General features: G+C 73.1%; 20 protein-coding genes and 1 tRNA gene. 10 read left to right on the top strand and 11 right to left on the bottom strand.

Translation table 11 applies throughout. The features are described 5' to 3' along the window. Nucleotides 1–7: 7 nt before the first annotated feature. The 3 genes from BM028_RS13935 to BM028_RS13925 all read right to left on the bottom strand — a co-directional run bounded on the left by BM028_RS13935 (nt 8) and on the right by BM028_RS13925 (nt 1,574). The gene (locus BM028_RS13935; protein ID WP_092387197.1) at nt 8–706 is read right to left on the bottom strand and encodes a GAF and ANTAR domain-containing protein; all 699 of its coding nucleotides are present in this window, start codon (nt 704–706) and stop codon (nt 8–10) included. Between the two features lie 87 nt (nt 707–793). Further along, complete coding sequence (locus BM028_RS13930; RefSeq protein ID WP_092387195.1) at nt 794–1,246, bottom strand: hypothetical protein; 453 nt, start codon at nt 1,244–1,246, stop codon at nt 794–796. 112 nt (nt 1,247–1,358) lie between these two features. Beyond that, complete coding sequence (locus BM028_RS13925) at nt 1,359–1,574, bottom strand: hypothetical protein (RefSeq protein ID WP_092387193.1); 216 nt, start codon at nt 1,572–1,574, stop codon at nt 1,359–1,361. A 42-nt stretch (nt 1,575–1,616) separates the two neighbouring features. On the opposite strand from BM028_RS13925, the gene BM028_RS13920 reads away from it, so the two are divergent. Beyond that, nucleotides 1,617–1,688 (top strand) — tRNA-Gly (locus tag BM028_RS13920). Between the two features lie 290 nt (nt 1,689–1,978). Here BM028_RS13920 and BM028_RS13915 read toward each other — a convergent pair. From BM028_RS13915 to BM028_RS13905, 3 genes are read right to left on the bottom strand one after another with little or no spacing between them, the layout of a single operon-like run. Beyond that, nucleotides 1,979–2,233 carry a DUF6510 family protein gene (locus BM028_RS13915; protein ID WP_070418929.1) on the bottom strand — a complete coding sequence of 85 codons (255 nt, stop codon included), beginning with the start codon at nt 2,231–2,233 and terminating at the stop codon, nt 1,979–1,981. Next, on the bottom strand, nt 2,230–3,015 hold the full coding sequence (locus BM028_RS13910) for an FAD-binding oxidoreductase (RefSeq protein ID WP_254789587.1): 786 nt from the start codon (nt 3,013–3,015) through the stop codon (nt 2,230–2,232). Before BM028_RS13910 ends, BM028_RS13915 begins: the two co-directional genes overlap by 4 nt. Continuing rightward, the gene (locus tag BM028_RS13905; RefSeq protein ID WP_092387191.1) at nt 3,012–3,605 is read right to left on the bottom strand and encodes a molybdopterin-dependent oxidoreductase; all 594 of its coding nucleotides are present in this window, start codon (nt 3,603–3,605) and stop codon (nt 3,012–3,014) included. The genes BM028_RS13910 and BM028_RS13905 overlap by 4 nt, the downstream gene beginning before the upstream one ends. Before the next feature lie 256 nt (nt 3,606–3,861). Here BM028_RS13905 and BM028_RS13900 point away from each other — a divergent pair, with 256 nt between their 5' ends. The 9 genes from BM028_RS13900 to phoA all read left to right on the top strand — a co-directional run bounded on the left by BM028_RS13900 (nt 3,862) and on the right by phoA (nt 14,758). Further along, nucleotides 3,862–5,463, top strand: coding sequence for an ABC transporter substrate-binding protein (locus BM028_RS13900; RefSeq protein ID WP_070418931.1), 1,602 nt, complete (start codon nt 3,862–3,864; stop codon nt 5,461–5,463). Then, nucleotides 5,460–6,494, top strand: a complete 1,035-nt coding sequence (locus BM028_RS13895) for an ABC transporter permease (protein WP_071294645.1) — start codon at nt 5,460–5,462, stop codon at nt 6,492–6,494. The genes BM028_RS13900 and BM028_RS13895 overlap by 4 nt, the downstream gene beginning before the upstream one ends. After that, nucleotides 6,491–7,369 (top strand): ABC transporter permease, encoded by an 879-nt coding sequence (locus tag BM028_RS13890; RefSeq protein ID WP_071294646.1) that lies wholly within the window; start codon nt 6,491–6,493, stop codon nt 7,367–7,369. The genes BM028_RS13895 and BM028_RS13890 overlap by 4 nt, the downstream gene beginning before the upstream one ends. Then, the gene (locus BM028_RS13885; RefSeq protein WP_092387189.1) at nt 7,366–9,162 is read left to right on the top strand and encodes a dipeptide ABC transporter ATP-binding protein; all 1,797 of its coding nucleotides are present in this window, start codon (nt 7,366–7,368) and stop codon (nt 9,160–9,162) included. Before BM028_RS13890 ends, BM028_RS13885 begins: the two co-directional genes overlap by 4 nt. Next, entirely contained in the window at nt 9,159–11,198 is a 2,040-nt protein-coding gene (locus tag BM028_RS13880; protein WP_092387187.1) for a CocE/NonD family hydrolase, read from the top strand. Before BM028_RS13885 ends, BM028_RS13880 begins: the two co-directional genes overlap by 4 nt. After that, complete coding sequence (locus tag BM028_RS13875; RefSeq protein ID WP_254789585.1) at nt 11,195–11,848, top strand: TetR/AcrR family transcriptional regulator; 654 nt, start codon at nt 11,195–11,197, stop codon at nt 11,846–11,848. The genes BM028_RS13880 and BM028_RS13875 overlap by 4 nt, the downstream gene beginning before the upstream one ends. Before the next feature lie 29 nt (nt 11,849–11,877). Further along, nucleotides 11,878–12,291, top strand: a complete 414-nt coding sequence (locus tag BM028_RS13870; protein ID WP_071301600.1) for an SIP domain-containing protein — start codon at nt 11,878–11,880, stop codon at nt 12,289–12,291. A gap of 109 nt (nt 12,292–12,400) precedes the next feature. Then, the gene (locus tag BM028_RS13865; RefSeq protein WP_070418937.1) at nt 12,401–12,898 is read left to right on the top strand and encodes a Dps family protein; all 498 of its coding nucleotides are present in this window, start codon (nt 12,401–12,403) and stop codon (nt 12,896–12,898) included. A 168-nt stretch (nt 12,899–13,066) separates the two neighbouring features. Further along, nucleotides 13,067–14,758: an alkaline phosphatase gene (gene phoA / locus BM028_RS13860; RefSeq protein ID WP_092387183.1), complete on the top strand. Its 1,692-nt coding sequence runs from the start codon at nt 13,067–13,069 to the stop codon at nt 14,756–14,758. 41 nt (nt 14,759–14,799) lie between these two features. Here the strand turns inward: phoA and BM028_RS13855 are convergent, their stop codons facing one another. From BM028_RS13855 to BM028_RS13835, 5 genes are all read right to left on the bottom strand, one after another. After that, nucleotides 14,800–15,462, bottom strand: coding sequence for a response regulator (locus BM028_RS13855; protein ID WP_071294651.1), 663 nt, complete (start codon nt 15,460–15,462; stop codon nt 14,800–14,802). After that, nucleotides 15,459–16,793: a sensor histidine kinase gene (locus tag BM028_RS13850; protein WP_092387181.1), complete on the bottom strand. Its 1,335-nt coding sequence runs from the start codon at nt 16,791–16,793 to the stop codon at nt 15,459–15,461. Before BM028_RS13850 ends, BM028_RS13855 begins: the two co-directional genes overlap by 4 nt. After that, nucleotides 16,790–17,497 (bottom strand): DedA family protein, encoded by a 708-nt coding sequence (locus BM028_RS13845; protein ID WP_092387179.1) that lies wholly within the window; start codon nt 17,495–17,497, stop codon nt 16,790–16,792. The genes BM028_RS13850 and BM028_RS13845 overlap by 4 nt, the downstream gene beginning before the upstream one ends. Nucleotides 17,498–17,617: 120 nt before the next feature. Further along, nucleotides 17,618–19,126 carry a D-glycero-beta-D-manno-heptose 1-phosphate adenylyltransferase gene (gene rfaE2 / locus BM028_RS13840; protein ID WP_092387177.1) on the bottom strand — a complete coding sequence of 503 codons (1,509 nt, stop codon included), beginning with the start codon at nt 19,124–19,126 and terminating at the stop codon, nt 17,618–17,620. Next, on the bottom strand, nt 19,123–20,523 hold the full coding sequence (locus BM028_RS13835) for an aldehyde dehydrogenase family protein (protein WP_092387175.1): 1,401 nt from the start codon (nt 20,521–20,523) through the stop codon (nt 19,123–19,125). The genes rfaE2 and BM028_RS13835 overlap by 4 nt, the downstream gene beginning before the upstream one ends. Between the last annotated feature and the right edge of the window lie 60 nt (nt 20,524–20,583).

The raw sequence follows: 20,583 nt of genomic DNA, 5'->3' as shown, positions 1-20,583 counted from the left end.
GTGCTCCCTAGGTCTCGGAACCGTACGGCCGGGCGAGGTCGAGTCGGCGTTCGATGATGTCCGCGGCGACGTCGCGGACGGTGCGTTCGGTGGCGTACGCGTGGGCCTGCAAGACGAGCAGGGCGTCCTGGACGCTGACGCCGAGCTGGGCTGCGACCATGCCGGTGGCCTGGTGCACCTCCCGCCTCGAGTATCGTCCGGGTTCCATGTCCGCGCGCCCGTCGGCGGCAGCGGCGAGCAGGGCGTCCCGGAGGACACGCCGCGCGGCGACCGTGCTCAGCTCGATCGCCCCCTGGACCTGCCCGCGGGTCAAGGTCCGTTCCTCGCCGACCGTGAGGTCGACGGCGCCGACGGGGATCGTGCCGATGCGCATCGGGAAGGAGAAGAGCGCACCGACCCCGGCACGGAGGAGTTCCTCGAGCGCGACGGGCCAGCTCGTGGTCGTCGTGGCGGTGAGGTCGGCCTCGAGGACAGGACGCCGGGTCTCGAGCGCCTGCCAGCACGGCCCCTCGCCGAGGTCGAGTTGGATCTCGTCCACACGCTCCGCCATCGCGTCACTCGCGCACACCGTCATCGAGCCCAACGGGTCGCCGAGCGTCGAGATCCCGACGCTCGTCACGGGGAGGGTGGCGAGGAAGGGCGGGCACAGGTCGGTGCCCTCCGGCGCGGCCTGCATGGCGGCCGCTGCTGCAGCGAAGTGATCCATGGGTGACACCGTTCTCGGTCGTCCGCCGTCGTGCGATCCGTCGCACGGTCCATCCGGCCGTCGATGCATTGTCCGTTTTCCGAGACCCTAGTGCACCTGCGCTGCCTCCGGGACGAAGCGGATGCGTTCCGCTGCCCGCGTCACGTCCTGCGCCCGGGCCGTCCGGTCGTCGAAGTCGGCCCGTGCGGCGTCCCGCGCGAGCTCCTTCTCGGCCAGCGAGGCGCGACTGACGGTGTCGACGATCGTCGCGACGGCGGTGGCGAGGCCGCGTTCGAGCTGCCCGAGGTTCGTGTGCCCGATCACCAGGCGGCGGTCCTGGACGTCGAGTGTCACGTCGGGGTACCCGGCTGCGGCGAGCCGGGCGTGTCCGTCGGCACCGCGCAGCGCCGTGGTCTCGGTGGCGTCTGGTCGACGGTTGAACACGGCCGGGACGTCGTAGTACTTCGCCGCCACGGGGCTGCCGAGTTCGCTGGGGAGCCCGGAGGCCACCACGCTCGTGAGTGCGAGGGGTGTCGTGGCCGCCTCGGATGGGTTCGTCATGGGGTCTCCCTCGGGGGTTCCCCAGGGTGACCGAGGGGTTCCGCGGTCCACCCTGGTGACACCGTGCCGTCAGTGTGGGGCCACCGGATGTGCAGGCTCCCAGCCAGGAGGGTCAGGGCTGCTGGACCGGCCGGTAGATCGCGATCGGGGGCGCCTGGTCGTCACCGTCGTCGTGGCTCTCGCCGGAGGACAGCCAGGTCCGACCCTCGTGCTCGATCGTCGTCGGCAGGTCGCCGTGCACGAGGATCCGCGCCGCTGGTTCGTCGCCGTCGACGAGGTCGACACCGTGGGCCTCGGTACCGCCGGGGTTGTCGTGCACGTAGCTCATGGTGTGATCGAACTCCCTCGGCCTGGTAGTGTTCTCGTGTACGCGGATGTGGCGCAGTGGTAGCGCATCACCTTGCCAAGGTGAGGGTCGCGAGTTCGAATCTCGTCATCCGCTCGGAACTGCGAAGGCCCCGGTCACTCGACCGGGGCCTTCGTCGTCCGGGCTGGTGGCCGGATCCGGTCCGTGGGGCGCAGGCTTCGGGTGCCCGCGCCCCTCGGACGCGCGGGCCACCGTGCCCTCTCGAGCGCCGGCGGATGGGTGGTCCGGTCGGCGCCCATCGGATGATCCGGAGCGGCGCCCCGTCCGGATGGGTCGGATCCCGGACCGTGCGGTTTCCCGCACGGATCCCGCATCCCCTCGCACGTGCTCGGCGTGTCGTTTGCACTCCGCCCGGACGGACGTTCTCAGTCGGCGTCGAGCGCGACCCGTGCACCAGGGATGCCGACCCACGGTCCGCCCGGAGCATCGACGACCGTGACGAGCACATCGTCGCAGTGTGGGCACCGCGCGACGAAGCCCATCGGGCTGGCGTGCACCCGGGTGCCCGCGAGCGCCCCGACCGTCCTGCACCCCGAGCACCGGAGCGCGGCCACCGTGGGGTCCGAGCCGAGGAACCCGATGAGCAGCCCGGCCAACGCGTTGCCGTCGAGCACGGTCATGCGCTGCCTCCGAACCGCTCGGCGCGGACGTCGCTCGTGTCGTGCCCGAGCTCGCCGAGCCACGTCAGCACCTGTTCGACGAACGGCGTCGACCCGCAGACGTAGACGAGGGCCCCGGCGTCCGGCGGGAACACCGCTGCGGCCAGGGCGTCCCGGGTGAGTCGGCCGGCCGGGACCGCGGCACCGTCCGGGGCACGGCGGCTGTACACGACGGTGATGTCGACCCCGGCGGCCTCGGCACGGGCGAGCTCGGTGCGGAAGAACACGTCCTCCGGCGTGCGCACGGCGTAGAGGAGCCGGAACGGTGCGGCGTCACCGGCGTCGGCGTGCGCGCTCGCGATCGCGGCGAGCGGGACGATCCCCGAACCGCCGGCGATGAGCTGCACGGGCCGCTCCGACACGCCCGGGCGCCAGACGAACCACCCGCCGAGCGGTCCGTGCACCTCGAGTGCGTCCCCGACCTCGACGGCGTCCACCAGGAAGGGCGAGACCTCGCCGTCCTCGACCCGGTCGACCGCGAGCACGACCGACGTCGTCGCGCCGGACGAGGCGATCGAGTAGGAGCGGGACGCCTGGTAGCCGTCCTCGGCGGTGAGGCGCAGGTCGAGGTGCTGGCCGGGGTCGTTGCCCGGCCAGGTCGGGACGTCCAGGACGATCCGCCTGGCGTTCGGGGTCTCGGGGGAGACCGCGGCGATCGTCGCTGCGTGCCAGGCCGGCCGCCGCCGGAGGGCAGCCGACGTCGGCGGGGTGATCCGTTCCTCCAGGCCCTCCACCGCGCTCACCAGTACCGCTCTTCCTTCCACGGGTCGCCGTGCAGGTTGTAGCCCGCGTTCTCCCAGAAGCCGGGTTCGTCGTCGGACTGCATGACGATGCCGCGCACCCACTTCGCGCTCTTCCAGAAGTACAGGTGCGGGACCAGCAGGCGTGCGGGACCGCCGTGCTCGGGGGTGAGCGGTTCGCCGTCGGCCTCGAACGCGATCCACGCCTGCCCGTCGAGGAGCTCGTCGAGCGGCACGTTCGTCGTGTAGCCGCCGAAGCTGTGCACCATGCAGTAGTCCAGCGAGGTCTCGACGTCGGCGAACAGCCGGTCGAACGGGACACCGCGCCACGGCATGTCGAGCTTCGTCCAGTGCGTCACGCAGTGGATGTCGACGGTGACGTCCTCGACGCCGAGCGCCTGCACCTCGTCCCAGGTCCAGCTGTGCAGGCCGGACTCGGTGCGGATCGAGAAGCTCCAGTCGGACGGTTCGATCTCGGGGGTGGCGCCGGCCGACAGCACGGGCCAGTCGCGGACGAGCGTCTGACCCGGTGGGATGCGCGGGTCGTCGCGGTCGTCACGGCGACCGCCGAAGCCTCGGGTGAACGTCGCCATCGGTGCTCCTCGGTCGCGTGTCCGGCGACCACGCGGGCGCCGCTCTGGTCGATCATCCCGCCTCGCACAGGCGCTCGTGTAACGGGTTGGTAAACGTTCCCGTGCCTCTGGTGCGGCTGCGGGAGACCGCTCGATCGCGGTCACCGTGCGGATCGGGGCCCCATGCAGACAGCCGGCGTCCGTCGCGTCGGGCTTGGCCGGGGACGATCCGCCCTCTATCGTTCACCGGAACGATTACCAGGAGGGGTCACCCCGAATGCAGCCCATCGTCCCCGAACCCCGGAACGCCCGCGGCCCGAGCCGTCGTGCGCTCCTCACCGGCGCCGCAGGACTCGCCGGCCTCGGCCTGCTGACGCTCACCGGGTGCAGCTCCGGCGCCTCGGCCGGCACCACCGACCTTCCCGAGGCCGCCGCCACCGGCACCGCCCGGAGCGGCGGTCGACTCCGGATCGCCCGACCCGCCGCGTCGGCCGCCGAGACCCTCGACTCGGCGAGCTCCCTGTCGGCGTACGAGTACCTCGGCGCGCTCTACAACCGGCTCGTCAAGCTCGACCAGCAGGGCCGGACCGTGCCCGACCTCGCCGAGGAGTGGTCGGCGAACCAGGACGGCACCGAGTGGACCTTCCGCCTCCGCCGGGGCGTGCGCTTCCACGACGGGTCGCGCTTCTCGGCCGACGACGCGATCGCGAGCATCCGGCACATCCTCGACGAGAAGACCGGCAGCCCGCAGGCCGGGGTGCTCGGCGAGGTGATGGACGCCCGCTCGATGACGGCCGTCGACCCGTACACGCTGCGGTTCGCCCTCACGAAGCCGAACGCGGAGTTCCCGTCGCTGCTCACCGCGTACCAGTGCTACATCGTGCCGGCCGGGGCGATCGCCGACATCGGCCGGACGGGCATCGGCACCGGGCCGTTCCGCCTGTCGTCCTTCACTCCGGCGGGTGCCGGCAGCGTCGAGGCGTTCGACGACCACTTCGCCGGCCGCCCCGCGTTGGACGGCATCGACTTCTACTCGATCCAGGACACCACCGCCCGGGTGAACGCCCTGCTCGCGGGGCAGATCGACCTCATCTCGCAGACGAACCTCGACTTCGCGACGGCTCGGGTCGTCGCCGCCTCCGATCGTGCGACCATCGCCCGCTCGAAGAACGCGCAGTGGTACACGATCCCGATGCTCGCCACCTCCGAGGAGTTCCGCGACCCGCGGGTCCGCCAGGCGATGAAGCTCGCCTACGACCCGCGCACGATCGTCGACACCGCCCTGCAGGGCACCGGGTCGCCGGGCTGGGACAACCCCGTGCCGCCGCAGCTCGCCGCCTTCGTGGACGACCACCGCGAGTACGACCCCGACAAGGCGAAGGCGCTGCTCAAGGCCGCCGGTCGGTCAGACCTCCGCGCGTCGATCTACACGTCGAGCTACGAGTCGGTCTTCACCCCGATGGCCGTCGCCTACCGCGACGCCGTCGCGGACGCGGGCATCCGCCTGACGGTGAAGAACGCCAGCTCGGACTCGTACTACACGCAGATCTGGATGCAGAAGCCGCTCATGGTGAGCTACTGGTTCACCGGCCGTCCGATCGACCAGCTGCTCAACCAGATCTTCCGGTCCGGCTCGTCGTACAACGAGAGCGCGTGGTCCAACGAGCGGTTCGACGGGCTGCTCGACGACGCCCGCGCCGAGATGGACGACGCGAAGCGACTGACCCTGTACCAGGACGCCCAGCGGCTCGTGGTCGAGGACGGCGCGGACATGACCCCGATGTTCGGCGACCGCCTGGTCGGGCTGTCCCGCGACGTCGTGAACTACTCGGAGTACGGCTTCGAGTTCGACTACCTCCGGATCGGACTGCGACGATGACGACGACCACGAGCAAGCCCTCGGACGTCCTCGTCCCCGTCCTCCGTCGGCTCGGCATCGCCGTGCTCACGGTGGTGCTCGCGTCGCTGTTCGTGTTCCTCGCCGTGCAGGCGCTGCCCGGCGACGTCGCGCAGCAGCTGCTCGGGCAGAACGCCACACCCGACGCCGTCAAGCAGCTCCGGGAGTCGCTCGGCCTCGACCAGAACGTCTGGCTCCGGTACCTGCAGTGGCTCGCCGGAGCGGTGCACGGCGACTTCGGCACCTCGCTGGTCAGCGGGGAGCCGGTCGCCCCGACGCTGTTCACGGCGTTCCGCAACAGCATGCTCATCGCCGTCCCCGCGATGGTCGTGGGCGTCACACTGTCCCTCGCGCTCGGCGTCATCGCCGGGGTCCGCCGCGGCCGTGCGTCCGACCGGGTGATCTCGATCGTCAGCCTCGTCGTGATGAGCGTGCCGGAGTTCATGGTCGCCACCGTGCTCGTGCTGCTCTTCGCGATCGGGCTGCCGCTCTTCCCCGCCGTCGTCCTGCGCGGTAGCGACGCCACGGTCGGCGAGCTCCTGCCGACGATCTGGCTGCCGATCATCGTGCTGACCCTGGCGATGGCCGCGTACATCGTCCGGACCGCCCGTTCCTCGACGATCGACGTGATGGCGTCCGAGTTCGTGACCACCGCGGAGCTGAAGGGCCTGACGATGCGCCGGGTCGTCTGGAAGCACGCGGTCCCGAGCGCGCTCCTGCCGACGCTCAACGTCGTCGCGCTCAACGTGGCCTGGCTGCTCGGTGGGGTGGTCGTCGTGGAGAACGTCTTCAACTACCCGGGCATGGGCAAGCTCATGCTCGAGTCCGTCTTCAACCGCGACCTGCCGACGATCGAGGCGATCGCGCTCCTCAGCGCCCTCGTCTACGTCGTGTGCAACCTCGCGGCCGACCTCGTCGCGCTGGTGCTCGACCCGAAGCTCCGAACACGACAGCGACGGGCGCGCACCCGCAGCCGCACCGGCACACGCCCCACCCGGAAGGCAGCAGCATGACCGCCATCGCCCCGCGTTCCCGGAACGTCATCGGCGCAGCCGTCGCCCCCCTGCGCAGCTCCACCGCGCTGGCCATCGGCCTCGGCCTGATCGCGCTGCACCTCGTGCTCGCCGTCCTCGCCCCCGTCATCGCCGGCCACGACCCGGTCGCGACGAACTCCGCCGACGTGCTCGCCGGCCCGACGTGGACGCACTGGCTCGGCACCGACCAGTACGGCCGCGACATCCTGTCCCGGACGCTCAACGGCGGCCGCTACGCCCTGCTCGTGACCTTCCTCGCGACGACGATCGCCGTGGCGGTCGGGACCGTCCTCGGCTGCGTCACCGCGTACGCCGACAACTGGTTCGACGAGGTCGTCATGCGGATCGTGGACGCCCTGCTCAGCGTGCCGTCGATCCTCGCGCTCCTCGTCGTCGTCACGGTGTTCGACGCCGGGCTCTGGGTGATCGTCCTCGCCGTGACGATCGTCTACGCGCCCGCCGTGACCCGGGTGGTGCGCGGCGCGGCCCGGACGGTGATCACGCAGGACTACGTCACGGCCGCGCGCGCCCGGGGCGAACGCTCCCTGTCCATCGTGTTCCGCGAGATCCTGCCGAACGTCCTCGACGTGGTCCTCGTCGAGTACGCGATGCGCGCCTCCTGGATCGTGCTGCTCGTGGCGTCGCTGTCGTTCCTCGGCTTCGGTGCGAACCCGCCGACACCCGACTGGGGGCTCATGGTCCAGGAGAACCGGACCGCCCTCACGGTCGTGCCCCTCGGCACGCTCGCGCCCATCGTGGCGCTCGCGACCCTGGTGGTCGGCCTCAACCTCGCGGCCGACGGGCTGAGCAAGTCGCTCGGTGTCGACCGCGCGACGAAGGGAGTCAGCGCGTGAGCATCGTCCAGGTCGACCGCCTCGCGATCTCGTACGCCGCCGGCAAGCGCTCCGTGCCGGTCGTCCGCGGCGTCTCGTTCGCCATCGAGGCGGGCCGCACCCTCGGGCTCGTCGGCGAGTCCGGCAGCGGCAAGTCCACCGTCGCCCGCACCCTGCTCGCGCACCTCCGGACCGGGTCGCGCGTCGAGCACGGCACCGTGCACGTCGACGGCGAGGACGTCTTCGCCCTCTCGCCGGCCGGCCGACGGGCGCTCCGTGGCGGCACCGCGTCGGTGGTCGCGCAGAACGCCGGACAGGCACTCACGCCGTCGATGCCCGTCGGCGAGCAGATCCGCGAGGCCCTCCGCGCCCACGGCGAGCCCGACGGCCCCGAGCGCGTGCTCGAGCTCGTCCGGCTCGTGCGGCTGCCGTCGCCGGAGACGATCGTCCGCCGGTACCCGCACCAGCTCTCCGGCGGGCAGCAGCAGCGCGTCGCGATCGCGATGGCCGTCGCCGCGCGCCCCCGCGTGCTCGTCCTCGACGAACCCACCACCGCCCTCGACGTGGTCACGCAGGCCGCCGTGCTCGACCTCGTCGCCGACCTCGGCCGCGAGCTCGGGATGGCCGTCCTGCTCGTCAGCCACGACCTCGGCGTCGTGTCCGCGATGGCCGACGAGATCGCCGTGATGCGCGACGGCGAGGTCGTCGAGCACGCCGAGACGGCGGCGCTCTTCGCCGCCCCGCAGCACGAGTACACGCGTGCCCTGCTGGCCGCGGTGCCGGACGGGCGCCGGCCAGGAGGAACGGACCACGTGTCCGAGACGGCGACCGTCTCGTCCACGGTCGCCTCCAGGGCCGGCCGGACCGTTGGTCTCCCCACCGGCACGGCCGGCCCGCCGCTGGCGCGTCGCGCCGGAACCGGCGGCGTGGGCCCAGAACCGCTCGTCCGCCCCGTGGTGACCGCCGAGGACCTGGTGATCCGCTACGGACGCGGCCTGCCGGCCGCCGTCGACGGCGTCTCGTTCACGATCGCGCCGCGCGAGACGCTCGCCGTCGTGGGGGAGTCCGGCAGCGGCAAGTCGACGCTCGCGACGGCCCTGGCCGGTCTGGTCCCGGCCGAGTCGGGCACGTTCTCGTTCGACGACGGGACCGTGAGCGGGGACCTGCGCGAGCCGATCGCCGGACGGTCCCCGGACCTCCGTCGTGCGGTGCAGCTCGTGTTCCAGAACGCCGACACCTCGCTGAACCCCCGCCGGACCGTCGGGGCCGCCATCGCGCGGCCGCTGAAGCTGTTCACCGGTTCCTCGTCGCGCGATCGGGTCGGGGAACTGCTCTCCCAGGTCGGCCTCGGGCCGGAGTTCGCTGACCGGCTGCCGGCGCAGCTCTCCGGCGGGCAGCGGCAGCGTGTCGGGATCGCCCGGGCCCTCGCCGCCGAGCCGCGCCTGGTCATCGCCGACGAGATCACGACCGCGCTCGACGTGCAGGTGCAGGCGGGGATCCTCGCGCTGCTCGCCGACCTGCAGCGCGAGCGCGGGCTGAGTTGCCTGTTCATCAGCCACGACCTCGCGGTGGTGCGGGGTGTGGCCGATCGCGTCGCCGTGATGACCGGCGGGCGCATCGTCGAGATCGGCCCGACCGAGGCCGTGTTCGGCGGCCCGAACCACCCGTACACGGCGACGCTCCTCGCGGCGACGCTCGAACCCGGCAGCACCGAGCTGCCCGACGTCGGCGACGGCGTGCCGCGGTGGCGCGAGGCTCCGGGGTGGACCGACCGCGGCGACGGACACCTGACCCGGAACTGGGAGGACGCATGACCGGCTTCACCGCACTCGGGGTGGACCCGGCCCTGCCCGACGGTGTGACCGTCCGCGACGAGTGGATCCCGATGTCCGACGGCGTCCGGTTGCACACGAGGATCTGGTCCCCGGCGGCACCCGACGGCCCCGTGCCGGTGCTGCTCGAGTACCTGCCCTACCGGCTCGACGACTGGACCGCGCCGCGGGACTCCGAGCGGCACCCCTGGTATGCGCAGCACGGGTACGCCTCGGTGCGGGTGGACATCCGCGGGACCGGCTCGTCGGACGGGTTCTTCGACGACGAGTACAGCGAGCAGGAACTCCGCGACGGCGAGGCCGTGATCGCCTGGCTCGCCGCACAGGAGTGGTCGACGGGCGCCGTCGGGATGTTCGGCATCTCGTGGGGCGGGTTCAACGCGCTGCAGCTCGCGGCCCGGGCACCTGAGGCCCTCAAGGCGATCGTGACGGTGTGCTCGACCGACGACCGGTACGACAACGACGTGCACTACGTCGGCGGTGCGGTGCTCGGGATCGACATGGCGGCGTGGGGTGCGACGATGTTCGCGTTCAACTCGCGGCCGCCGCGGCCCGAGGTGGTCGGCTCCGGCTGGGTCGACCGATGGCGTGACCGCCTCGATGCGAACCGCCCGATGACGCCCGTGTGGCTGTCCCACCAGGAGCGCGACGACTACTGGCGGCACGGCAGCGCTGCGGAGGAGTACGGGAACATCGGCGCCGCGGTCCTCGCGGTCGGCGGCTGGGCCGACCCGTACCGCGACGCCGTGCTCCGACTCGTGGCCAACGTGGACGCCCCGGTCAAGGGGATCGTCGGACCGTGGTCGCACCAGTACCCCGACCGGGGCCTCGCACCCGGGCCGTCGATCGGCTTCCTGCAGGAGACCCTGCGGTGGTGGGACCGCTGGCTGCGCGGGGTCGACACCGGCGTCGAGCAGGAGCCCGCGCTCCGGGCCTGGATCAACGAGGGCGAGCCGCCGGCGACGTACTACGAGACGCGCCGCGGCCGGTGGGTCGGTGCCGAGGCCTGGCCGTCGTCCGCCACCGCGTCCCGCACGGTTCCCCTCGCCGGGTTCCGCGGCGGCGCGGACGGCGCGGTCGTCGTCCGGTCGCCGCAGCACACCGGTGCCGACGCCGGACGCTTCTTCCCGTTCGGCAACGCCACCGACCTGCCGCCGGACCAACGCGCCGAGGACGGCCGCTCGGTCTGCTTCGACCTGCCGCTCGACGAGCCGGTCGACGTGCTCGGCACCGTCCTCGTCCACCTCGCCGTGACGAGCGACCAGCTCCGGGCCACCGTGACCGTACGCCTGTGCGACGTCGCGCCGGACGGGTCGTCGACCCTCGTGACCCGGGGTGTGCTGAACGCCGCGAAGCGCGACGGGATGGACCGGGGCGACCCGCTCGAGCCCGGCGCCGCGGCGTCGCTGCCCGTCCGGCTCGTGTCGACCGGTCACCGGTTCGCCGCGGGACACCGGCTCCGGATCGCCGTGTCGACGTCGTACTGGCCGTGGGTCTGGCCGCACGGCGTCGCACCGACCGTCACGATCGACCCCGTCGGCTCGCACGTCGAGCTCCCGGTCTGGACACGCGCCACCGACGACGGCGTGCGGTTCGAGCAGCCGGAGCGCTCCGAGCCGCTCGCGATCGAACGGGTCGCGCCGACCGAGGTCCTGCCGCAGCGCACCGTCACGCACGACGTCGAGTCGGGGGAGTGGACGCTCGACGTCGACCCCGGGTACGGCGGCGGACGCGTGTACCCGGACGGGCTCGTCTTCAGCGAGGACGCCCGCGAGACCTACCGCATCCGGTCCGACGACCCGACCAGTGCCAGCGCGACGTCCCGCTGGTCGATCGGCCTGGCGAAGCCGGAGTGGGCCGCACGGCTCGAGACCGCCTCCGAGGTCACCGCGGACGGCGACGCCTTCCACGTCCGGAACACCGTGCGTGCCTGGGCCCGGGACGGTGGTCCCGACGTCGCCGAGGTGCTCGTCGCCGAGCACACGTTCGTCGACGAGGTGCCGAGGACCTCGGCGTGAGCGGGCCGGAGCAGACACGGGTCCGGCAGCGTCCCGAGGTCCGGCGGGCGATGATCGTCGAGGCGGCACGCGCCGTGATCGTCCGGAACGGCGTCGGGGCGACGGGGCTGCGGGACATCGCCGCCGAGGCGGACGTCTCGGTCGGGACCGTCACGTACCACTTCGGCAGCGTCGCGGAGATCCTCAACGAGGTCGTCGTGCTCGAGACGGAGCGTTTCTACGGGGCGATCGTCGCCGCGGTCGACGCGGAGCCGGACCCCGTCGCCGGCATCCGCATGCTCGTGGAACCGCTCTTCGGGGACACCGAGCAGGTGCGGCAGCACTGGCGGATCTGGTCGGACTACTGGACGGCGGTCGTGCGGCGGCCCGAGGTCGCGGCGGAGTACGCGGAGCGGATCCGCGTGTGGGAGGCCTGCCTGGTCCGGGTCGTCCGTCGGGGCATCGAGGCGGGGGTGTTCACGCCCGCGGAGTCGCCCGAGATCGTGGCGCTCAAGCTCGCGGCGTACAGCGACGGGGTGGCGACGCAGATCGCGCAGGGGGTGCCGGACCTGACGAACACGGTCGCCCTGTCCTGGATGTGGACCTTCCTCGCCCACGAACTCGGTGTGGCACCTGCGCGTATCGGGGGAACCGCCGCAACGCCCTTGTGATGAGGCAAGGCTTGCCTTACCGTGGTCGCATGGCACGGACCCGGCGACAGCCCAGCGAACGCATCCTCATCGCCGGCAGTGTCGACGACCTTCCCGAGATGACCCGCATGCTCGAGGACCTGCCCGAGAACGCCTACGGCCAGGTCTTCGTCGAGGCAGCCCTCGCCGAGCAGGTCCGCACGCTCCCGGCGCCCCCGCGCGTCACGGTGACGTGGCTGCTCCGGAGCGCCCGGACGTCCGCGGTGTCACCCCTCGTCTTCGCCGACCACGGCGAGGCCCTCGCGCACGCCGTCACCGGGTGGGCGGCCGAGTGGTGCGTCGCCGACTGCGAACCGCGCACGAGCGTCTGGATCGGCTGCGCCGACAGCCCCTGGGTCGAGCGCGCCCGCTCCGTCGTGCAGATCGAACTGGCCGACGCCGGCTTCGACACACTCGTCGGCTGACCGGGTGAGGTCAGCCTTCGCTTCCTTGCGGCATACAAGAGAAGCGGGCACTGTTGTCACCATCGGATCCACCCCACTCGGGTGGGACCACGAGGCAGGAGGAAACGACATGACCAACACCACCAGCACCACGCCCACCACGTCCCCGTTCTCGACGACGCCGGAGCTCGCCGCTGGGGTGGCGCAGTTCCTCGCCCCCGTCGTGATCGACCTCGAGGCGCTCGTCGTCAACGGCAAGCAGGCGCACTGGCACGTCCGCGGCCGCAACTTCGTCGGCGTCCACGAGCTCCTCGACACCATCGTCGAGCACGCCCAGGAGTGGGCCGACCTCGCCGCGGAGCGCATCGTCGCCCTCGGCCTCCCGGTCGACTCCCGGATCGCCACGGTCGCCGCGAACACCACGATCCCGCCGCTGTCCGAGGGCTTCCAGAACTCCGACGTGACCATCACCGAGGTCATCGCCGAGATCGACGCCGCGCTGCTGCAGGTCCGCCGCGCCGTCGAGGGCCTCGACGAGGTCGACCTCAACAGCCAGGACGTCGTCATCGAGATCGAGCGCGGCCTGACCAAGGACCGCTGGTTCCTGCAGGCGCACCTCGCCGCGTAGACGCGACCGACTTCCGACGGGAGGCGCGGTGCCAGCTGGCACCGCGCCTCCCGTCTCGCTGTCACCGCGTCTGTTCATCGACCAGACCGGGCCCGTTCACCCGCCTGTACCCACGCACAGCCATCCTCGGATGGCACCCGTTCGGGGCACAGACGAGGGGAACACCCAATGCAGCACACTCCGCAGCGCCGCCGCCGCGCGGCGCTCGCACTCGGCGCCGCGCTCATCGCCGGCGCCGTCGCCCTGCCGGGCGCGGCCGAGGCCGTCGGGCAGCTCGCGCTGAACCAGCACGGCGGCGCACAGCGCCACCAGGGCGACCAGACCCGTTCGATCCAGCAGGAGATCAAGCGGGCCGGCGCGAAGAACGTCATCCTGCTCATCGGCGACGGGATGGGCGACTCCGAGATCACCATCGCGCGGAACTACCAGTACGGCGCGGCCGGTCGGCTCCCGGGCCTCGACGCGCTGCCGCTCACCGGCTCGTACACGACGTACTCCCTCTACAAGGACGGTGCGGACAAGGGCAAGCCCGACTACGTCACCGACTCGGCGGCCTCCGGCAGCGCCTGGGCGACGGGGACGAAGACGTACGACGGCGCGATCTCGGTCGACATCGACGGGAAGCAGCAGCAGACGCTCCTCGAGCTCGCGAAGGCGAACGGCCTCCGCACCGGCGACGTGTCCACCGCCGAGATCCAGGACGCCACCCCGGCGGTCCAGGTCGCCCACGTCGGCGCCCGCTCCTGCTACGGCCCGGACACGGCGTCGTGCGGCACGGACGCGCTGCAGAACGGCGGGCTCGGGTCGATCAGCGAGCAGCTGCTGAACACGCGCCCGGACCTCACTCTCGGCGGCGGTTCGGCGAGCTTCCAGCAGACCGCGAAGGCCGGCCAGTGGCAGGGCTCGACGCTCTTCGACCAGGCCGCGCAGCGCGGCTACCAGGTGGTCTCCGACGCCGACGGCCTCGCCGCCGTCCGTCGTGCGGACCAGTCGAAGCCGCTCCTCGGGCTCTTCACCCCGGGCAACTTCCCGACCCGGTACGCACCCACCACGGCGACCGTCGGCGGGGCGGACCAGGCACCGGTGCAGTGCACGACGAACCCGGCACGCCTGTCGACCGGGCTGTCGCTGCAGTCGCTCACGAACAAGTCGATCGACCTGCTGAACCGTGACCGTGCGAAGACCGGCAAGGGCTTCTTCCTGCAGGTCGAGGGCGCGAGCATCGACAAGCAGGACCACGCCGCCGACGCCTGCGGCCAGATCGGCGAGACGATCGACTTCGACGAGGCCGTGCAGTCCGCACTCGCCTTCGCGAAGAAGGACGGCAACACGCTCGTCATCGCCACGGCCAACCACGCCCACTCGAGCCAGATCGTCGACAGCACGCCGCCGACCTCGCTCTCCACGGCGCTCCGCACCGCCGACGGCACCACGATGAAGGTCTCGTACGGCACCTCCGCCGCGGGCAGCTCGCAGCAGCACACCGGCACGCAGGTCCGCATCGCGGCGTACGGCCCGGGTGCCGCGAACGTCGTCGGGCTGTCGGACCAGACGGACACGTTCTCCACCATCCGCGACGGGCTCCGGCTGCACGACGACCTCGCAGCACTGTCGCGCGGCGCCCGCATCGACCTGTCCGTCGGGGCATCGCGTCCGAACCAGCGCGTGACGCTCACCGGGTCGCGGTTCGCCGGTGACCGCCAGGTGCGGGTCGCCGTCGGGTCGACCGACCTCGACACGGTGGACGTCATCGACGGCACGGCGACGGTGGCGTGGAAGGCGACGTCGGGGAAGTCGACGATCACCTTCACCGGCGTGCAGTCGGGCAAGCAGGCCTCGAAGCAGGTGCGGGTCCGCTAGCCTCCTCGGCTCGGTCGAGACGGCCTGGTAGCACCGGTCCCTCAGGGGGCCGGCGTCACCAGGCCGGTCTCGTACGCCAGTACCACCGCGTGCACCCGGTCCCGCAGCTGCAGCTTCGCCAGGATCCGGCCGACGTGCGTCTTCACCGTCTGCTCGGCGATGTAGAGCTCCGCCGCGATCTCCCCGTTCGACCGACCCCGAGCCAGCAGCAGGAACACGTCGCGCTCCCGTTCGGTCAGCACCTCGAGCACCTCGGTCCGGGGTGCCGCCGGGAGCGGGCCCGCGACGAACGCCTCGACGAGGTGCCGGGTCACCCGCGGCGCCAGCAACGAGTCACCCGCCGCGACCGTGCGGACCGCCTGCACGAGCTCGTCGGCGCTGGCGTCCTTGAGCAGGAACCCGCTCGCCCCGGCACGGAGGGCGTCGAACACGTAGTCGTCGATGTCGAACGTCGTGAGCATGACGACCCGGACCGGCTGCGTGGCCGGGGCGGCCGTGATCCGTCGGGTCGCCTCGATCCCGTCGAGCTCGGGCATCCGGACGTCCATGAGCACGACGTCGGGTCGGAGCCGCAGCGCCTCGACGACCGCTTCGGCGCCGTCCGATGCCTCGCCCACGACCTCGACGTCGTCCTGGGCCTGGAGGATCGCCCGCAGTCCCATGCGGAACATCTGCTGGTCGTCCACCACCATCACACGCGTCATCGGGTTCCTCGGTCGGGCGGGCCTGCGTTCGGGCGAGCGGTAATCGGGTGGGCGGGCGGGGGCGTGCTCGGGTGGAGGGGCGGGGGCGTGCTCGGGTGGGCGGGCAGGGTCACGGCGACCCGGAACCCGCCGTCCGGGAGCGGCCCGTGCTCGATCGTCCCGCCGAGTGCCGACACGCGCTCCCGCATGCCGGCGAGCCCGAACCCGCCGTCGTCCGGGGGAGCGGCGGGGACGGTGCCGGCGGGTGGCGCGGCGTTGGTCACCTCGACCGCCAGCAGGGGGCCGCGCCGGGCGACCGTCACGATCGTGACCGCACCGGGAGCGTGCCGCGCGACGTTCCCGAGGGCCTCCTGCACGACCCGGTACGCGCTCAGTTGTGCCAGCCGGTCGTCCCCGTCGTCGGGTGCGGCGTCGTCGAGGTGGAGCTCGACCGGGATCCCGGCGGCCCGCGTGGCCTGCACGAGCGCGGGGAGGTCGGCGAGCCGGGGCTGCGGCGCCCGTTCGGCCGAGCCGTCGCCGCGCAGCGTGCCGAGCAGCTGCCGCATCTCGCGGAGCGCCGTCCGCGAGGTCTCGGCGATCGCCGCGAACTCGGCACGTGCTGCCGGCGGGAGGTCGGCCACGCGGAACGGCGCCGACTCGGCCTGCATGTGCACGACGGACATGCTGTGCGCCACGACGTCGTGGAGTTCGCGGGCGATCCGGGAGCGTTCCTCGACCGACCGGCGGCGGGCCTGCTCGAGTTCGGCGTCGCGGCGCGCCTCGGCGAGCTCCACCCGGACGGCCCGGCGCTGCCCGATCGCCACGGCCGTCCCGGCGAGGAGGAGGTCGCTGCCGGCGGAGACGACGAAGGTCGCGGCCCAGACGTCGGCCGGGTCCCACCGACCGGGAACGACCGCGACCAGGCCGAGCGTGAGCACCGTCGCCGCGGTCCAGACAGCCGCGGTGAGTCGCCAGTCCGTGCGGACGCCGAGCACGACGAGGAGCGCGCCGACGCCGATGATCGCGGTGACCGGGAGCGGCCACGGACCGGCCGGCGACCCGGCGGTGAGGAGCCCGAGGGCCGCCACCCCCGCCAGGTGCACCACCGAGGCCGTCCGCGGCAGCACGGGAGCGAGCCCGAGCGAGACGGAGAGCACCGCGGTCACGAGCAGCGCGAGCGGGACGGGCACGTCGTACACGGCGACCGTCACGGGTGCGGCCACCGCGAAGAGCGTCGCGGCGACGACGACGAGCACGATCCGGGCGGCGACGACGGGCCAGGTCGCCCACTCCCGGCGCGTCGACCACGGCCGGCGTCGGCGCGGCGTCGCGGGTGGGACGTGGGCGGTCACGGTCGTGCGGTCCCTCCGGAGTGGGCGAGGTGCGGGGCGGTGCGGGCGGCGTCGAGGACCGCTGCCCGGGCGTCCGCGCGGTCGTCCGCCCGGGCGGCTGCTCGGGCCTCCCGCTTCCGGGTGACTCTACCGATGACCCGGTCGACGGCGATCCCCAGCCCGGCGGCGACCACCATCGAGACCAGTGCTGCGACGAGCGGCTCGTGCAGCACGCTCGACGCCGCGAGGGCGATCCCGATCGACGTGGCCGACCACGCCAGCCCCGCGACCGAGCTGATCGCCAGGAACCGGCGGTAGGGGAGCCGGGTCGCACCGGCGGTCATGTTCACCGCGACTCGTCCGACGGGGATGTACCGACCGACGAGGATGAGGCTCGCGGACCGCCGTCGCATCTGGCGCTCGGCGAACGCGAACGCCGCGGCGATCCTCGGACGCCGGGACCGCGCGAGGCGTCCGAGTCCGATCCGACGGCCGATCCAGTAGGCGACGGAGTCCCCGGCGACCGCCCCGAGTGCGGCGGCCGCGAGGACCCCGGCGAGGACCGGCTGGCCGGAGGTCGCGGCGATGGCGGCGACCGCGACGAGGGCGGCCTCGCTCGGCACGGGTGGGAAGAAGCCGTCCACCAGGCAGAGCGCGAAGAGGACGACGAAGACGAGCGGGCTGGCCGCCAGCTCGACGACGAGCGGGGTGATCTGGTCGAACACGGTGGCTCCCTCCGCCGACGGACCTCGTCGACGGGTTCGACGCTACGGAGCGTGCGACCGGCTGCCATCCCGCGCGGGTCTCGACCACCCCCTACCGCGGTATGACTTCCCCCTGACGGGTCACGGTGTGGCCTCGGGGTCCGTCCGTGCGGCCTCGGTCGCCGCGGCCGCCTCGCGGATCCGTCGGACGACGGCGGTCGTGGAGTGCTCGGGCACGTAGTCGACCATGACGACCTCGCCGCCGTAGCCCTGCACCACCGCGGTCTCGCGCAGCATCTCGGGGGAGTAGTCGCCGCCCTTGACGTAGACCTCGGGGTGCAGCCGTTCGATGAGCGGGATCGGGGTGTCGGTGGCGAAGACCGTCACCAGGTCGACGCACGCGAGGGCGGCGAGGACACCGGCCCGGTCCTCGGCCGGGTTGATCGGCCGCTCCGGACCCTTCAGGCGCCGGACGGAGTCGTCGTCGTTCAGTGCGACGACGAGCAGGTCGCCGAGGTCCCGGGCCTGCCGGAGGTAGGTCGTGTGTCCGCGGTGGACCACGTCGAAGCAGCCGTTCGTGAACACGATCCGTCGTCCGGCCTCGCGCGCGGCATCCACCGCGGCGGCGAGCTCGTCGTGGTCGACGACGGTCGCGGCCGGCGCGGTCACCGACTCCAGCAGCGCCGCGGCCGAGCACACCGAGGTGCCGGCCTCGCGGACGACCACGTCGGCTGCCGCCTGGGCGACCGACACGGCGTCGCGGAGCGGGGCGTGCACGGCGAGCGCCACCGTGGCAGCGGCGCAGAAGGTGTCGCCGGCACCCGAGGCCTGCTGCTCCGACGCGGGGACCGCCCGCGTCCGGAAGCCACCGTCGGAACCGTGCTCGACCAGGACCGTGCCGTCGCGGTCCAGCGTCACGACCGCCGCACGTGCGCCGGTCCGTCGGAGCACCTCGTGCCGGGCATCGACGATCGCGGACGCCCGGTCCGGGCCGGTCCCGAGCGGCGCACCGAGCAGGGCGGCCGCCTCGCCGGCGTTGGGCGTCACGAGGTCGGGCCGGAGCGCCGCCCAGCGGGTGAGGTCGTGCGCGTCGACGACGACCGCGGTGGGACGATCGGCGTCGAGCACGGGGACGACGTCGGCCGGGTCCACCCCGAGGCCGTAGTCGCAGACGACTGCGGCGTCGGTGCACCGCAGCGCACGGGCGACGGCCTCGGCCAGCCGGACGCCGTGCTCGGCGGTGGGCTCCGCGGCGATCTCGTCGACGCGGACGACGACCCGGTCGCCGCCGACGACCCGCGACTTCGTCGTGGTGCGGGTGCCGGGGACGACGACCATGCAGGACGTGTCCACCCCGGCGGCGTCGAGGCGTTCGCGGAGCACGGCGCCGGCCTCGTCGTCACCGAGCAGCCCGACCATCCGGACGCGGGCGCCGAGTGCGCGGGCGTTCACCGCGGTGTTCGCCGCGCCACCCGGGACTGCAACGGTCTCCGTCACGCGGACCACCGGGGCCGGGGCCTCGCGCGAGACCCGTTCCGCCTCGCCGACGGTCCAGCGGTCGAGGATGCAGTCGCCGATGACGACGACGAGCGGCTCGCGGTCGTCGACCGTGGCGACGAGGTCCCGGACGAGCCGGACGTCGACGCTCACCGGTCACCCCCGGCCGTCGGGGCGGCCTCGAGGTGCACGACCGTCGTGGTGGTGAGCTCGTCGAGCAGGTGCGGGCCGTACCCGAACCCGGCACCGGAGGCACCCCGGGGCTGCGCGCTGCCACCCGGGGCCCCGCCGAAGACGGCGTTCACCTTCACCGTGCCGACGGGGAGTTCCGCGGCCGCACGCAGGGCGTGTCCGGTGTCGTTCGTGAGCACCGTCGCCGCGAGGCCGTAGCGGTCGGCCGCCGCGAGCCGCAGGCCCTCGTCGAAGTCCTCGACGACGCGCACTGGGGCGATCGGCCCGAAGGTCTCCTCGGTCATGACGAGCATGTCGTCGGTGACACCGGTGAGCACGGTCGCGGGGTAGAAGGCGCCCGGGCCGTCCGGTGTGGCCCCGCCGGTGCGCGCCGACGCCCCACGCTGCAGCGCGTCGTCGACGTGCGACTGCACGGTGCGCCGGAGCCGGTCGTCGACGAGCGGCCCGTACTCCGCGGCCGGGGCCGACGTGCGCCGCTCGGCCTCGGCGACGAGTGCGGTCACGAACGGCTCGGCGACCGCGCGGTGCACGTAGACCCGCTCGACGCTCGTGCAGATCTGGCCGGTGTTCGCGAAGGCGCCGAGGGCGACCTGGGCCGCGGCCCACACCGGGTCGACGTCGGCGTCCACGACGACCGCGTCGTTCCCGCCGTTCTCCCGGACGACGTGGGCACGGGTCCGCACCGCAGCCTCGGAGAGCCGGTCTCCGGTCGCGGTGGAGCCCACGTGCGCGTACACGTCGATGCCGTCCTGCGCGAGGAGCAGTTCACCCGTCGCGCCGTCGCCGTCCACCCCGACGAGGACGCCGTCCGGCAGGACCTCGGCGAGCAGGGCGTTCAGCCGGGCGATCGTCACGGGGGAGCGCTCGCTGCCCTTGTGCACGACCGTGTTGCCGGTGACGATCGCGGCGCCGAGGATCCCGCACGCCACGGCGACCGGGTCGTTCCACGGGGTCAGCGCGAGCACCACGCCGCGGGGGTGCGGCACCGACCAGTCGGCAGCGCCGAACGCGCCGCGCAGGGCCTCGCCGCGGTGCACGGGTCCGAGCTCGGCGTACTGCACGAGCGTCCCGACCCCGGCCTCGACCCCGCCGAGCGCGTCGCCGGGGACCTTGCCGGTCTCCCGGGTGTTCAGATCAGCCAGCTCCTGGGCGTGCGCGCGGACGTGCTCGGCAGCGCGGTGCAGCAGGGCACCCCGCTCCGCCGGTGCGGTCCGGGCCCACATCGGGGCCGCGGCGCGGGCACGGGCGACGGCGGTGCGGACCTCCTCCTCGGAGGCGCGGCGCACCGTCGAGGCGAGGGTCCCGGTGGCGGGGTCGGCCACCACGATGTCATCGGTAGCGGGGGGAGCGATCGTCATGGTGTCCTTCCGGGGGACGGGCGGGGGTCCGACGGTCCTCGCGGGAAGCTGGGCACGCCC

It is taken from the genome of Curtobacterium sp. YR515 (genome assembly GCF_900113095.1).
In the GTDB taxonomy this organism is placed as follows: domain Bacteria; phylum Actinomycetota; class Actinomycetes; order Actinomycetales; family Microbacteriaceae; genus Curtobacterium.
This window is presented reverse-complemented; position numbering and strand designations above follow the sequence as displayed.